At 61.2% G+C, this 12,858-nt stretch carries 18 protein-coding genes; all 18 read right to left on the reverse strand.

From position 1 onward, the window contains the following. Positions 1-23: 23 nt before the first annotated feature. From K0P33_RS24190 to K0P33_RS24275, 18 genes are read right to left on the reverse strand one after another with little or no spacing between them, the layout of a single operon-like run. Entirely contained in the window at positions 24-1,001 is a 978-nt protein-coding gene (locus K0P33_RS24190) for a hypothetical protein (RefSeq protein WP_242151921.1), read from the reverse strand. Beyond that, a complete protein-coding gene (locus tag K0P33_RS24195) occupies positions 974-1,678 on the reverse strand; it encodes a hypothetical protein (protein ID WP_242151924.1) in 705 nt (234 codons plus the stop codon). Before K0P33_RS24195 ends, K0P33_RS24190 begins: the two co-directional genes overlap by 28 nt. Next, the gene (locus K0P33_RS24200; protein WP_242151927.1) at positions 1,675-2,217 is read right to left on the reverse strand and encodes a DNA-binding protein; all 543 of its coding nucleotides are present in this window, start codon (positions 2,215-2,217) and stop codon (positions 1,675-1,677) included. The genes K0P33_RS24195 and K0P33_RS24200 overlap by 4 nt, the downstream gene beginning before the upstream one ends. Next, a complete protein-coding gene (locus K0P33_RS24205; protein WP_242151930.1) occupies positions 2,214-3,137 on the reverse strand; it encodes a hypothetical protein in 924 nt (307 codons plus the stop codon). Before K0P33_RS24205 ends, K0P33_RS24200 begins: the two co-directional genes overlap by 4 nt. Then, positions 3,137-3,697, reverse strand: coding sequence for a hypothetical protein (locus K0P33_RS24210; protein WP_242151933.1), 561 nt, complete (start codon positions 3,695-3,697; stop codon positions 3,137-3,139). Before K0P33_RS24210 ends, K0P33_RS24205 begins: the two co-directional genes overlap by 1 nt. Further along, the gene (locus K0P33_RS24215) at positions 3,698-5,284 is read right to left on the reverse strand and encodes a phage tail protein (protein ID WP_242151937.1); all 1,587 of its coding nucleotides are present in this window, start codon (positions 5,282-5,284) and stop codon (positions 3,698-3,700) included. An 8-nt stretch (positions 5,285-5,292) separates the two neighbouring features. Further along, positions 5,293-5,817, reverse strand: coding sequence for a phage tail protein (locus tag K0P33_RS24220; protein WP_242151941.1), 525 nt, complete (start codon positions 5,815-5,817; stop codon positions 5,293-5,295). After that, positions 5,810-6,985, reverse strand: coding sequence for a baseplate J/gp47 family protein (locus K0P33_RS24225; RefSeq protein ID WP_242151943.1), 1,176 nt, complete (start codon positions 6,983-6,985; stop codon positions 5,810-5,812). Before K0P33_RS24225 ends, K0P33_RS24220 begins: the two co-directional genes overlap by 8 nt. After that, on the reverse strand, positions 6,982-7,299 hold the full coding sequence (locus K0P33_RS24230) for a DUF2590 family protein (RefSeq protein WP_242151946.1): 318 nt from the start codon (positions 7,297-7,299) through the stop codon (positions 6,982-6,984). Before K0P33_RS24230 ends, K0P33_RS24225 begins: the two co-directional genes overlap by 4 nt. Continuing rightward, positions 7,296-9,281 carry a phage tail tape measure protein gene (locus tag K0P33_RS24235; protein ID WP_242151948.1) on the reverse strand — a complete coding sequence of 662 codons (1,986 nt, stop codon included), beginning with the start codon at positions 9,279-9,281 and terminating at the stop codon, positions 7,296-7,298. Before K0P33_RS24235 ends, K0P33_RS24230 begins: the two co-directional genes overlap by 4 nt. 7 nt (positions 9,282-9,288) lie before the next feature. Continuing rightward, the gene (locus K0P33_RS24240; protein WP_242151951.1) at positions 9,289-9,432 is read right to left on the reverse strand and encodes a hypothetical protein; all 144 of its coding nucleotides are present in this window, start codon (positions 9,430-9,432) and stop codon (positions 9,289-9,291) included. A 20-nt stretch (positions 9,433-9,452) separates the two neighbouring features. Then, positions 9,453-9,746, reverse strand: coding sequence for a putative phage tail assembly chaperone (locus K0P33_RS24245; protein ID WP_242151955.1), 294 nt, complete (start codon positions 9,744-9,746; stop codon positions 9,453-9,455). 42 nt (positions 9,747-9,788) lie between these two features. Continuing rightward, positions 9,789-10,244 carry a lysis system i-spanin subunit Rz gene (locus tag K0P33_RS24250; RefSeq protein ID WP_242151957.1) on the reverse strand — a complete coding sequence of 152 codons (456 nt, stop codon included), beginning with the start codon at positions 10,242-10,244 and terminating at the stop codon, positions 9,789-9,791. Continuing rightward, the gene (locus tag K0P33_RS24255; protein WP_242151960.1) at positions 10,244-10,777 is read right to left on the reverse strand and encodes a lysozyme; all 534 of its coding nucleotides are present in this window, start codon (positions 10,775-10,777) and stop codon (positions 10,244-10,246) included. The genes K0P33_RS24250 and K0P33_RS24255 overlap by 1 nt, the downstream gene beginning before the upstream one ends. Beyond that, the gene (locus K0P33_RS24260; RefSeq protein WP_242151964.1) at positions 10,774-11,070 is read right to left on the reverse strand and encodes a hypothetical protein; all 297 of its coding nucleotides are present in this window, start codon (positions 11,068-11,070) and stop codon (positions 10,774-10,776) included. Before K0P33_RS24260 ends, K0P33_RS24255 begins: the two co-directional genes overlap by 4 nt. Next, positions 11,067-11,279, reverse strand: a complete 213-nt coding sequence (locus K0P33_RS24265) for a TraR/DksA C4-type zinc finger protein (RefSeq protein ID WP_242151966.1) — start codon at positions 11,277-11,279, stop codon at positions 11,067-11,069. The genes K0P33_RS24260 and K0P33_RS24265 overlap by 4 nt, the downstream gene beginning before the upstream one ends. After that, the gene (locus K0P33_RS24270) at positions 11,279-11,728 is read right to left on the reverse strand and encodes a phage protein (protein ID WP_065909421.1); all 450 of its coding nucleotides are present in this window, start codon (positions 11,726-11,728) and stop codon (positions 11,279-11,281) included. The genes K0P33_RS24265 and K0P33_RS24270 overlap by 1 nt, the downstream gene beginning before the upstream one ends. Positions 11,729-11,734: 6 nt before the next feature. Beyond that, positions 11,735-12,850, reverse strand: a complete 1,116-nt coding sequence (locus tag K0P33_RS24275) for a DUF2586 domain-containing protein (protein ID WP_242151968.1) — start codon at positions 12,848-12,850, stop codon at positions 11,735-11,737. Positions 12,851-12,858 lie beyond the last annotated feature (8 nt).

Raw genomic sequence — 12,858 nt, forward strand, 5'->3', positions numbered from 1 at the left:
ACGCAGAGGTACCAATTTAACTGCTAGGCAGTAATAGGTTTAAGTTTAGCCGCAAGCGCTTTTGCTGCGGCTGCTTTAGTGGTGAACTGACTAGCGTCTGCAGGACTTGGTGTCGGCCCTGGTACATGTGTATGCACAGACAGTTGAGTGTTCATCTGCTGCACCAGGTCGAGCAAATCACACAACACCTGCAACACGTTTACCGACTCCGACCCCAACCAAGTCTTGGGCGCCTGCAGGCGCTGACTGATCCCCGCTACGCTTTTGCGCAGCCCCTGGATCTGCTCTTGCATGTCGCCGCCCACCGTGGCGTTATGCTTTTGCCCCACCACCAGGTTGAAATCCCGCCCGGTCGCCTGGTGCAGATCATCCACCGCCGCCAGGCTCGCGGATCCACCTGACATCAGCTTGAGCGCGCCCAGTGCCTCGATCTTCTTGATCCCACCCACTGACTCGGTTGAATGGTCATCCACCGTCCTGGTGTGACTCTGGAAGCTCTCCGTGTTCTGCATCGCCTCCACTTCCCGCTCGATCGCTTTGTCCTGGATCTTGCCATCCGTTTGGCGCAGCCAGTTACCGTCGGCGTCGACACGCTGTTGACAGGCCTCGCTGTGCTGCCACAGCTGGTCCCCCTTCGGCACCCGGGGCAGACTCAGGCCTTGCGGCAGGATCTGCGTGATAAAGGGCTTATGCGGCAGGCCGTAGGCAAAACTAACCACCACGGTGGTGCCCTCCTCCGGAAAGCCGAACATACCCGCCTCTTGCCCCCCCATCGGCGCTGGCAGCGGCAGGCCGGTCAGGATCGGTAGGTCAGGATCTGGCTCGCCATCAGGCAACAGCACTTCCACATCGACGCCAAAGCGCGGCCGGAAGTCGTCGCACAGACCAGGTGCGGTCGGCGCATCGGGTACGGCGACCACGCGGCCAAAGCGCGGAAGGTGGTAGCCACCGGTGAGTTCGGGGAATTGCCGCTCTACGCTGCGACGGATTGCGTCGTCCATTTGATCGCCATTTGGTTGCCGGCAAGGGTCACGCTGGTGATCCTCTCGCCCTGATTGATGGTTGCACCTGGGCGCAGTCCTGGAAGGGCAGCGATCATTGCGCTCTGGTTGCCTTGGTAGCCGTCGAACAGTTCGATAGGCAACTGCAGCGGCGGGCGGATCCCGAAGAAGCTGTCGGCCCAACTGCCCACAAACACTTCTCCGTCGCCCTGCTGCTGCCAGATAAAGTCGGGGATGCTGAATACGCTGGCCAGGCTGTCCATCGCCAGGTAGCCGGCAGCCAAGCTGTAGAAAAACGGGGCCTTGAGCTTGGCATAGGCCTTGTTCGGCACGCGGAATCGCAGGCCAGTCTTGTCGCTGACTTCGGCTAGCACGCCCTGCAGGTCGACGTGACGCAGGTTCAACGGCATAGGCTGCGACAGGATCGCCGCCAGTTCGCGGCAGACCAGGATCTGCTGCACGCTGTTGATCGCGGTCGAGCGCTCAACAAAACCAATGAAGTGGCGCTGCAGCGGGCCGTCGTTGTAACCAACATCGAGCATCACCAAGCCTTTGACTGGGGTACCGCCCTGGATGGTGAAGGTCGCTCGGCCGGGGCTTTTAATGTCCAGCCGGACTTCGTCCTTGATCAGTGGGTAAGGCGTGCCGCCGATCGTCAGTACCTTGTGCAGTTTCATGGTGTGGGGGCCAGCCAGTCGTCGACCTTTTTCAAGGTCCGTTCAAAGCCGCTCAGTTCCTCAGGGGCGCCGGTGCCGTCACCACCAGGGGCGCCGCCGACCGCCGAACCTGGGCCGGATTGCGACGTAACGCTGTTGCTGGCACGACGGTTTTCTACCCGCTCAGGGTTGGACAGTTTTTCAGATAGGGTGAACTGCACCAGCCACTGATTAAGGATGTCGTCCTCCCTAGCGCTCACACCGTCGGAGAACTGCACCTCGCGTATCCCGAAGGCTGCAGCGGTGTCGTTGACGATGCGGTACATGTGGAGCTGCCCACCGCCGGCAGTGGCCTCGGCCAAGCGCATCAGGCTACGCAGTTGCACCTGGTCAACAAAGGGGATGGCCAACGATACCGTCAGGGTTTTGGGCTTGAAGCCCTTGTGCGCCGTCTGGCTGTTGCTGGTTTGCCCCGAAAGATCGTCGCTCTCGATACGCAGGTTGGCCGTGATTTTCAGGCGTTTGCCCAGGATCTGCTGACCGTCGAGTAATAGCGTCATAGGCCAACCAACTCCCGAACAAAGCTCAGGCCATCCCGCGAACCGACCAATAGCACGCCGGCGCACAGCACCCACTCATGCCCTGGTGCATCACCCAGCAGTAACGCACGGCGCAACTCGCCGTTGTCGCCTGGGCCCAGGATCCGCGCGCGCATGCTGTGATCGGCATTCCCGCCGGCCAGCAGCCCTTTCAGATCGTTCAACTGCTTATCGCGGTCCTGCTGCTGGGCAGCTTTACGGCCGGCCAGCGCCGCCAAGTCCCCCATGGGCGAGCTGTCGGCTGCGTAGCTCTCCAGGACGGCGATCTGGCCGGCCATGGATTGCTTGGCCGCTTTGACCACCGTGCAGCGCTCCAAGGGCAGCGACGACCAGAGCGGCAATGGTCCAGCGCTGGGGATCTCCCACTTTTCAGTCTCCAGGCGCGACAGGTTCCGCGCCCGGCGTTCGGCGCGCACCAGTTCAGGAATTGGCAACAGAGCATTGAAGCGTGCCAGGGTCTCGGCGAACTGATCCAGGCGCGTGCCCAGGAACATCAGCGACAAGGCATATTGAGGGCCAGCCGGCCGGCCGCTATCAGTGGCGTCGACCAGTTTGGCGGCCAGCTGCTGCAGCAAGTTCGGCGCGGACAGAAAACGCTGGTGACCACGGCCCTGTCCTACACCGCTTTGAAACGGCGTCACGGCCAGGCAGGCCGGTGCCTCGCCCATCTGCCCGGCCAATGCGGCACGGCCGGCCTCGATCGCGTCCTTGGCCGCGTCGCCCACCGGCCCCGGGTTGGTGCTTGTCATGCCGTCCAAACCCGCCAAGCGTTTCGCTGTGCTGGCCAGCTCGCCGCCGGCGAGATCCTGAGCCGCTGCCAGTTGGCCCATCCACTCGGTGGACTGCTCGGGCCAGCGCATGGTCACCGGTGCCCAAGTCATCAAGACTCACTCTCCCAGGTCAACGACTCCAGCGTGGCCAGATCCAAATCCACCAAAGCCTGGTCGAGCCGTTTTTTAAGCTGGTTAGCCTTCTGCAGTATCTGCAGTTTGAAGGCGGTAAAATCGTCTCCCACTTGGCGAATCTGCGCGAACGTATGGCTTCTAAAATCCTTTACACCGGCCTCATCGCGGCAGGGGTATAGGGAGTCCAAACCCGCCTGGATAGTCCCGGTAAGATTCAATTGATCGCCTAACTGACTACCGTATTGATGAGGTTCGCCCAACGCGTCGGACCAAAACCCGGCAGTGATGGCGCTTTCGCAGCTGCGATTTATCAATTCGCTTTTTTGCGCATGAAGGCTTTCAAGATTCGGAATCGTCGGTACTAACGCCGGATAGCCAACAGCATCAAGACCGATCGAAAAACCGTCTGGCAGCGGCGTCAGTGCGAGCTGCCTGTAAGTGTCCTGAGTAATCACGATCGCATCGCTTGGAATACTCGAATTGAACGACTGTTGGTAAAAGCCATAGGTCGATGGTGCAAAGTAAGTTTTCATCATTCAGCGCCCAATCGCCATAAACGTAGGTTTGATGTTATGGACCGAAAAGTTGTCCGACTCTTGCTTGAAAGTGGCGTTGGAGAGCGATTTGCCAGTAAGAATGTAATGCGCATCATCTGTCGTACCAGTCGCAGAGGTTCCGGCATTCACTTGAAAACAGCTGTTAGGGAAGGTCAGCGGGAAAGCCACGGTCTGCACCGAATCCGCTGCGGTCTGCACCACTCCTTCGCCCCATTGAATAATCACGCCGCCCAGCCATGTTGGAAAAACTATAAAACCGTTGACCGTCCAACTCCCGTTAAACCCCCAGCGCAGTTTTTTCGGAGAAATGAAGGTTGTGTCATCGATGCCCGCGTCTGTCCCTGGCTGGGTAGCTACTCTGGCCGTGCCCGCAACGCCTTCGGATGCCTGCGCCTGCGATACAGTCAGCACCACGTCGCCGCTGCCGTCGAAGTCGACACTACCGTTAACGGCGCCGTTCACGGTGATCCTGCGAGCAACTGCAAGCCTTGCGGCTTTCCCCACCACTGTCGCGCCGGAAACGATATTTGCGATAGCAGTCCAGATAACTGATGCCGCCGCTTTAACAGCCTTGGTTGTGGCCAGGATCGAACTACTGTTGGTTTCAAAATCGTCGCTGATGGCATTGGGAATGTTGCCCAGCTCCACATCGTCCTTGGTGGTTGCACGGGCACGCAGTTGTGCGTAGTCCCCGGTACGCAAGGCGAATTGTTGCACCAGCGGACCGCTAATTGCTTCCACAGGCCGGACGTCTGTCACACCAGCGGTGGTCAAGTCCGCAATGGCTACGCAGTAGTGCCTCACGCCCAAGGCGTCCGTGTAATCGGCCTTACCGGCACCGAAAACCACCGTCCAGCTGGCTACTAGGTCGCTCAGTTCGCGTTGTAAAACGACGTCCAACCAGGCTTTGGCAGGCAACGCCGGCGGTACAACCGACAACGCCGCTGTCTGTACTAGTCGGATGCCTTCGACGTAAGCGGTTCCAGGCTTGAGCTGATAGGCACCGGCGACCTTTTCCAACTGCAGGGAACTGCCGAAAAAACAGGCGCGCCCGTACACATCGCGGTTGCTCAGGCGTTCACGCTCATCAATGCCAGCCAGACGCACGGTGAAGTCGTGCTGCCAGGTGCTTGCATCAATAGTAATGCCGGTGACTGCCAGGGCACCGTCGAAAGCAACAAGGAAGTTGCGGGTCAGGTTGTTGCCGACTTGCAAAGGCGGAACGTTGCGGCGTTTTTGCTGAGCCGGCACATAGGCAACGGCAAAAAGCACGCCTTCGGAAGTTTCCAGACCGATCCAGTTGAAGTCCCAGTCACCAACGTCAGAACCGATCTGCGCGCTGTACACCACCTGGTCTGGATTCACATAGCCCGCATGTTCGGTCGCGATCTCGTGCATGTAGACAATCTGCCCTGCCGCCGGCTTCGGCGCGGCACGGTCCACGGGCGCATCGGGGTTCAAACCGGGCACGTTGGCGAAGATGAATCGACTGACTTTCAAGCCCGCATTGGCGGCTTGCTTCTGCGCGATCAGGCTTTCACCTGCAAGGGTAATACTGGCTCCCATGGGGGCTCCTAAATGCGGGCGACCAGCGTTTGCTGATCGTCGTGAAAGTGGACAAGGGCGATTTGCACCGGGATCGGTGTGATGGTGGAAAAGTCATAGCGCCGGCAAGTGCGGCCGTACTGCTGAATCAGCACGCGCAGCAGCTCGGGGTTCTGCGAGAGCTGGGAGTCAGAGAAACGCAGCAACACCACGTCCCAGTCACGACCGGCCTGTCGCTCCTCGATCTCGACATAACCGACGCCCAGGCGCTCCAGGATGCGTTTCATGCCGGCGGTGCTGCCGGCGTCGACGGCATTGATAAAGGCGTACTTAACCCGCAGGCGGTACAAGGTCTCGGGCTCGCCCTTGAAGCGGGTGATGTCGCGCTGCCAGGCCAACAGGTCCAGCACGGTGAGGTGACAGGTATCGGCGTCCATCTGCAGCAGCGGCCAGCGCAGCCAGCACTCGACGTTTTCCCACCAGGATTGGGCGGCAGCCTTGAGCTTGGTCAGCTCGGTACCATCGAGCCAGAACGGCAAGTTGATCTTAATCACGCAACAACACCTCCAGGCTCTGGATCCGTGGAATGTTCAGTTCGCTGATGATGTCGGCATTGGCAAAGCGCAATGACTCGATGCCGGCGAACTGCTGGTGAAGCTCTTCGCCCAGGCGGCTGAATGAAAACCGCGACTGCGGGTAGGTCAGCGTTGGCTGGAAATCCGTAGCGGTGCTGTCACGGAATGCGGCACGCACGAACAGCGCAGCGTTGTCTTTGAGGGTTGCCCGCTGTTCAGTGGTCAATGTCGAGCGCGGCCAGATCTCCAACTTCACGGCGTGCTGGGTTTCAGGCATGACCATCACCAACAGGTCGTCGCCGTGGCCATGGTTGCCCTGGTCGCGGATATGCGCGTTGATTTGCTCCAGGTATGTCGCCGCCGGCACGTCCGCATCGAACAACACAAAGGCATTTGCACTGCCCGGGCCACGTGGCGCGCCGTGCTGGAAATACACGCCATCCGGGCGCACGCCTGGGAAGGCCGAGATCATGGCGCGATACACCGCGTCGGTGTGCCACTGGTTGACCGCTGAAAACTGGTTGCGGGTACGCAAACGCAGCTCGTCGTTGGGCTCAGGATCTGCACCTGGTGTGGTCAACCAGCCGTCGGTGTTCACCACCTGGGCAATGCCCGGTACCGGTACCGGCAAGATCGCGTAATAACCCGGGGCCAGGTTGAAACCGGCGCCGGTGTCGACCGCTTCGACCGGGATCTGCAGCTGCATCAGCCCATCGGCGAAGATACCCACGGCGGTGGTGACCACCTGGTAGATATGGCCGTTGATTGATGCGGACTGCACCAACGTTCCGGCTGGGACTTCCAGGGCGCCGCCGGCAGCTTCGCGGGTGAACAGCAAAAAGCCCTTGGCCTTGGTAGCGCCCTTACGCTCGACGTTGACCGCCCAGGCCAGCATGTCGAGCCAGGCGTCTACAGCGGTCTTGACGAAAAAGTTGGGCAGTACCGTGGCCACGAAAAAATCCAGAATCCACAGCACCGGTTTGGTCACCAGGGCACGCACCACCCGCCAGAACGGCGAATAGGCGCTGGTGTTGCTCAACTTACTGCCCTGGGCTGCCACTTCCTTTTCCCACGCCTGCAGGAGCCCCGCCTCGGTGGTTGGAATGCCGGCGTCGGCCAGCGCCTGCTTGAAATCTACGTCACTCACAAAGTCACCTCGATATTGCCGAATTTCAGGGTTGTTGCCGTGACCAGGTACTGGCCTGGCTGCAGCTGGGTGATCTGCGCCGTGCCCGGTACCAGGCGCTCGTCGGCCTCCACCAGCAGTTCCAGTTGCTGGATGCAGTCGCGTTGCTTGAGCCGATCGCGCTCGGCCACCAGGGTGACCAACAGGCCGCTGTCGCGGATCATGTGAGCGATGTCCTGGGCAATGCTGGCCCGGTCATCGATCAGCAGCGGCTGACGCGACGGATCCAGCACTAGGTCATTGCCAACAATCAAAAGATCGATGTACTCGCTCATCCGCCCACCGACATGGCAACCATGTTTTCCATCTCCAGGGAGGTCATAGGCTTGCTGTTGTGGATCTCGACTTTCTCCACATGCATGCCCCTGCTCTGGCTGCTGTTGTTGTTCTGGATGCTCGTCAGCAGCCCACCCTGGGGCACGGCGTTGGGCCGCGCCGGTGACAGGCTTGGAATGGCCGCATTGATGGTCTGCTGGGCGCGCTGCGCGGCTGCAGCGCTGTCCATGGTGTTGACGCCAATGTCGGTACCGGGCACCTCGGGCATGGCGCCGAAGCGGGTTTCAATGTCGACGCCGGGGATCTTGTTCAGCATCTCGATCAGGCCGTTGATTGCCGTGTGAAAGATCGCCACGATCCCGTCCCACGCGGCTTTTGCCATCCCAGACCAGCCGCCCATCGAGGCGAACCAGTCCGACAGCGCAGTCAGCTGGTCGCTGACCCACTTGAACGCCTCGCTGTTCATCAGCGCGGCCGTCCACTCGTCCCAGTACACAACGGCGGCGATCACCGCCGCGACCAGGGCCATAACGCCGATTACGATCCACACCACGGGGTTGGCCAGCAGCGCGGCGTTGACCAGCCAGATCGCGCCCTGCCAAAGCAGCATGACGCCGCGCACCAGGCCAAGTACGGCGGTCAGGCCATAGACCACGGTGATGTAGGTCAGCATGATCAGCTTCTGCAGCAGGAACACGGCGGTGGTACGCAGACTGATCATCTGCACCACTTTCCAGACGGTGACCATGGCCAGCCACGCCATACGGCCGGCGCCGACGGCGAAGGTCAGCAGGGACATGACCGCGATCAGCGCCAGGATCGTCAGCGTGACAATGCCGATCACCCGGGTGATGTTGGGGAACATCTGCGTCCATCGGGTCATGGTGCCGGCGATGCCCGACAGCTTGGCCATCAACGGCGTCAGGATCGGAATCAGTGCCTGGCCAAAGGCGATGCGCAGCGCTTCGACCGCCGCCCCGAACTGTTGCCAAGGGTCGACCATGTCCATGGCCATTTTCTGCGCGTCCTCAAGGCCGCGCACCTTGCCCAGCTTTTCCATGCCGTTGCGCAGGCGGTCGGTGTCCTTGGCCAGGGAGCTGATCACCTGCGCGCCCTCCCCGCCAAACGCTTCCATCAGCTTGGCGCTGGCCGACGCACTGGTCAGGTCGCCCAGCTTGCCCTGCAGCTTGTCCATGATCTGCAGCATGGGCAGTGCCTTGCCGTTGGAGTCGGTGAACTTCAAGCCCATTTTTTCGGACGCAGCGCCCAGGTTTTCGAAGAACGCCTTGTAACGCCCGCCGGCGTCACCGCCTTCCATGGTGCTGCTCAGCGAGCCGATCACCGCGAACTGCTCGGCAATATCAACGCCGGCAGCGGTCGCGATAGAACCCACTTCCTTGAAGGCGTCCTTGAGCTGGGCGCCGTCGGTGCGGAACAGCTGCACCGCCAGGGCAGTCTGCCCGCCGAGCTTTTCAACCCATTCGCCCTTGCCCATGGCGTCAGCCTGGCCTTTGAACAGGTTGTACATGGTGCCCACGTAGGCGCCCATGGTCTCGGCGTCGGATTTGGTGGCCTTGGCTAACAGATTGCTGGTGTTGGTGAAGGTCGCCAGCTGGCTGCCCGTGAGGCCCTTGATAGCGCCCTCAATGCTGTAGGCCGACGCCACAAAATCACGGGCGTTCTCGCCATAGTTCACCGAGAAATCCAGGGCCTTCTGATTCAAAGCCGCCAGCGCATCTTCGGCCACACCCAGGGATTTGACCTCGCCCAGGGCGCGGTTCATCTCCAACGCGGGCTGCAGTGATTCGTTGATGCCAACAAAAGCACCCGTCACACCGGCCAGGCCCATGCCCATGGTCTTGATGTTCTTTTCGCTTTGCTCGGTCAGCTCGGAAAAGCCCATCTTCACCTTGCCCAGGGGCGCGGTGACCTTGTCGGTCAGGGCCAGGATGAAGTCCAGGCGGGCGCTACGATCGGCCATGTGGTTCCTATCCGTTCAACGCACGGGCAATGCCGCTTGCGACGGCAAATTCCATGCGTTTCCAGTGTTCGTCTTCCAGCCACTTGGCCGTGCCCATGTTCTCGATGGTGGGCTCGGCACCAGGTAGCCAACGGTTGGTCAGGGCCAGCAACTGGCCCAGGCCGTCTTCGGTCAGGCGGTCAGCGTGTTCAAGGGCTTTTTTACGATGATCTCGACATCAGGCGCGTACTCCTCGAGGAGCGCGCCGGCGATTTGCATGGTCATCACCGGGTTGGCCAACACCTCGCGCAGACCGGCCTTTTCAGCGGGCAACACGGTGCTGCTCAGCAGATTGAAGGACGGCGCGACCTTGTTGTTGGCGGTCATGGCATTGAAGTACTTGGTCACGTCCTGGGGCGTCAGGGTGAAGGTGAATTCCTTTTCGCCTACTTCCAGGGTGATTTCGCGGGCTTGGGTCTGGCTCATTGTTCGTATCCGTTGTGGTGGTTGGTTTAAAGGGGGTTTAGGTCAGCGCAGGCACACCTGGTGCACGTAGTCCTGCAGACCCAGGATCATTTGCTTACTGAGGGCAAGCTGATCTCTGAGGGTGAAATAATCCGGTCGAGCGTCTGTTGCGAGTTCGGCGGTGCCTGCATCAGCCACGCCGCCGGCGCTAGCTTTTTCGGTGCCGGCGGCGCTGCAGGTGGCGTTGATGCGCAGCCGCTGACGGCGATCGTCAACAGCACGCTGCAGCTCAAGGTTTGAAGCGCGTTCATGGTCAAGCTCCAGGGTTCGTTTAAGATCGATCGCGTCACGGTCGGCCAGCATCTCGCCGCTGATGCGAGCGGCTTCGCGCAGGCCCGTCACTTCGAACAGGGCGTTGTCACGCTCCTGGCGGGCGGTGTCGCGTTGCCCCTCCAGGATGTCGAAGCCGATAAATGCGACCACGCACAGCAGCAGCGGAAATAGGATTTCGCGCAGCATCACAAGCCCTCCGCGCACATGGCCGCTTCGGCGCGCCGGCGAGCGTGCAGGCCCGGTACAAAGCGCTTGCGGCCCTGGGCATCGGTGACCGACGACCACACCGGGCTCTTGCCATCGGGGCCCCAGGCGAGGGCCTTACAGCCTTCTGCGATCTTGCCGGCATTGATCAGGCCCACGGCGCGACTGGCGCAGGTGCTGGGCGTACCGAAGTTGTGGCCATGGCTGCTCAGGGCGTCGAAGGTCTTCTGTCCGATCGCCTGATTGGTAAGGCAGTCAGCCAGGGCCAGTTGGCCTTTCTCGACCACCAGCTGCTCCACCTCGGCGCAGCGCGCCGGCGACCAGTAGTCACCCACAATCAGCGGGTACGGACTGGTGTAACGGGTGATGCCCTTGCACACGGTCGGCAGGCCACGGGCCAACTTGTCCGCGTAGACGGTGTTCTGGCCGTTACCTTCCCAAGTGCCCAGGAACACGATCAACGCGGAGCTGCAGAGCGTGATGCCACCGGCGGCGATCTTGCCGCGCAGGCTCATGGGAACAGGATCCGCAACAGCGCCGGCCCGACCATCTGCGCGACCACACCCAGCACGGTCAGTACCGCCAACATGCGGGTGACCTTGGTGCCGATGTCGGACACGGTGGCCGTCAGCTCGCGCTGGCCATCGTTCAAATCCGAGAGCTGTACCGCCATGTGTTCGAACTCGCCTTCCAGCCGGGTGACGCGGGTGGGCACGGTTTCATGACGTTCTTCCAGGTCGCCGACGCGGTGTTCAAGCACAGCGAAGCGGCTTTCCAGTGTGCCTTTGGGCTTGGCGCGTGTGGTCATCGGCGCTGTCCTTTCTCAAAAACGGATTGGCACGGGACGCAACGGGTAATGCCTTCCAACGCTCGGCGCGCTGCAGGTATTTCGTAGTCGCAGTCCATGCAGTCGATCAGGCTGGGCCCCGAAGGGCGTGGCCGGGCGAGCTGGGCCTGAATCGACCGTTCGCGCTCCAACTCCTCGATCTTCTTTGCGTCGTCGAGCCAATCGCCCATCAGCGCAGCCCCTCGATCTCTGCAGCAGCCAGGTACGGCACGCCGTTGACCCGGATAAAGTCCGGGCTGGTGACGTCAAAAGGCACCTTGTGCTTGGACTTCTCGCCGCCCTTGGGGTCGACACTCAGCAGGCTGGACACCTTCAACTTGCAGCCGAAGGCCTCGATGCGCAGCTCTTCATCGCCGGCCTTGGCAAAGAACACCGAGTCGAACGGTTCCAACTGGCGGAAGCTGCCGGCAGTGCGTGCGGCCTCGATCAGCAGATTGAAGTTGCTGGTGTCGAATTCGAACTCACCGCTGCACGACACATCGCCGTCGACGTGCCCGTTAGGCACACCCCGGGATTGCGCCACGGCAGTGTTATCGGTGATGTCCAGGGTGCAGCTTTCAACGTGGATCTGCAGATCGCCCAGGTTGATGTCGAAGTTTTTACCGCCAATACGGGACATACGGGATTACTCCGAATCGTCGTTGGAAAGGTCCAGGGCGATGTTCGCCGTGAGGTCTTTCGGGCAATTGAGGGGCTTGATCTTGATGTACACCTCAACCTTGGTTTTGGTGTGCCACACCAGCTGGATGTCGCCGTCTTTCGGGGATTCGATCTCGCCCGGGAACACCTGGCCGGCGAATGTCGTGGACTTGGCCATCACGCGCAGCGGCTTCATAAACGCGCTGATTGCGGCCGCCATGCTGTTGGCCGTGTTGTTCAGGCGCCGATCGGCGACACGCAGAATCAACAGCGGTCGCACCTGGCGAGCGGCCTTGTCGGCCAACCGCAGGTACTCGACCACCTGGAAGTCACTCGCCGGCGCATCGAGCATGTTGCCGTCGCCCCAGAACACGCCCGGGTAGTCGGGGTAGGTTTGCGAGACTGAGAAGCGTGCCTTGTCGAGTTCCGATCGGACGGCCGACGGCAGGGGCAGGCCTTCTTTGTCTTTGGGCACGCTGCCTAAGGCCAAAACGGCGCCGCTGGCCACGCGCATTGGGCTGTCAGCAATGCTGACGGCGGCGTTGGCCAGGCGCCCAGCCAGGACGCCCAGGTCATTGCCGTGCAACTGGGGCACGACCAGGACACGCGGTGCCGCCAGGTCTTTGGTGATCGCCTTTTGCTGGGCCAGGTATTCCGACCAGGTCTGTTCTGCAGTGATGCCGGCGGTGCTGGCCATCACGAACACACGACGGCCGTAGGTGTTGCTGACGGCGATCGCGGCGTCATGCATGGCCGAGAGTTCAGCAGCAGCGGCCACCGGTTTGGTGATCACTACCGCTTCCACAGAAAAGCCCTGCTGCTGGGCCTTTTCCAGGGCGACAAGCCAGTCACCATCGGCAGCAATCGGAGCCGCCAGGCACGCCCAGCGGTCGCCGCCATTGGCCTTGGCCGCCGCGACTTGGGTTTTCAGGTCGCTGACGGGCTGGCCCAGGACCGCTTCCAGGTCGCTGTCGGTGTTCAGAGCGATCAGGCTACCGACGCTCTTAGCGCCGGAACCAATGAACAGGAAATAGCGCTCGATCTCGGTCACGGCACCCTGGCCGAGGTTGAGATTGTTAACGCTGACTTTGCCAAGTGCCATGCAGTGCC

The sequence above is a fragment of the Pseudomonas sp. ArH3a genome (assembly GCF_022648765.1).
In the GTDB taxonomy this organism is placed as follows: domain Bacteria; phylum Pseudomonadota; class Gammaproteobacteria; order Pseudomonadales; family Pseudomonadaceae; genus Aquipseudomonas.

Excerpts from the sequence above, each read along its gene's own strand:
- K0P33_RS24210 (WP_242151933.1), bottom strand. The coding sequence starts at position 3,697 with ATGATGAAAACTTACTTTGCACCATCGACCTATGGCTTTTACCAACAG.
- K0P33_RS24270 (WP_065909421.1), bottom strand. The coding sequence starts at position 11,728 with ATGTCCCGTATTGGCGGTAAAAACTTCGACATCAACCTGGGCGATCTG.
- K0P33_RS24250 (WP_242151957.1), bottom strand. The coding sequence starts at position 10,244 with ATGCTGCGCGAAATCCTATTTCCGCTGCTGCTGTGCGTGGTCGCATTT.
- K0P33_RS24190 (WP_242151921.1), bottom strand. The coding sequence starts at position 1,001 with ATGGACGACGCAATCCGTCGCAGCGTAGAGCGGCAATTCCCCGAACTC.
- K0P33_RS24195 (WP_242151924.1), bottom strand. The coding sequence starts at position 1,678 with ATGAAACTGCACAAGGTACTGACGATCGGCGGCACGCCTTACCCACTG.
- K0P33_RS24260 (WP_242151964.1), bottom strand. The coding sequence starts at position 11,070 with ATGACCACACGCGCCAAGCCCAAAGGCACACTGGAAAGCCGCTTCGCT.
- K0P33_RS24265 (WP_242151966.1), bottom strand. The coding sequence starts at position 11,279 with ATGGGCGATTGGCTCGACGACGCAAAGAAGATCGAGGAGTTGGAGCGC.
- K0P33_RS24255 (WP_242151960.1), bottom strand. The coding sequence starts at position 10,777 with ATGAGCCTGCGCGGCAAGATCGCCGCCGGTGGCATCACGCTCTGCAGC.
- K0P33_RS24230 (WP_242151946.1), bottom strand. The coding sequence starts at position 7,299 with ATGAGCGAGTACATCGATCTTTTGATTGTTGGCAATGACCTAGTGCTG.
- K0P33_RS24235 (WP_242151948.1), bottom strand. The coding sequence starts at position 9,281 with ATGGCCGATCGTAGCGCCCGCCTGGACTTCATCCTGGCCCTGACCGAC.
- K0P33_RS24215 (WP_242151937.1), bottom strand. The coding sequence starts at position 5,284 with ATGGGAGCCAGTATTACCCTTGCAGGTGAAAGCCTGATCGCGCAGAAG.
- K0P33_RS24200 (WP_242151927.1), bottom strand. The coding sequence starts at position 2,217 with ATGACGCTATTACTCGACGGTCAGCAGATCCTGGGCAAACGCCTGAAA.
- K0P33_RS24205 (WP_242151930.1), bottom strand. The coding sequence starts at position 3,137 with ATGACTTGGGCACCGGTGACCATGCGCTGGCCCGAGCAGTCCACCGAG.
- K0P33_RS24275 (WP_242151968.1), bottom strand. The coding sequence starts at position 12,850 with ATGGCACTTGGCAAAGTCAGCGTTAACAATCTCAACCTCGGCCAGGGT.
- K0P33_RS24245 (WP_242151955.1), bottom strand. The coding sequence starts at position 9,746 with ATGAGCCAGACCCAAGCCCGCGAAATCACCCTGGAAGTAGGCGAAAAG.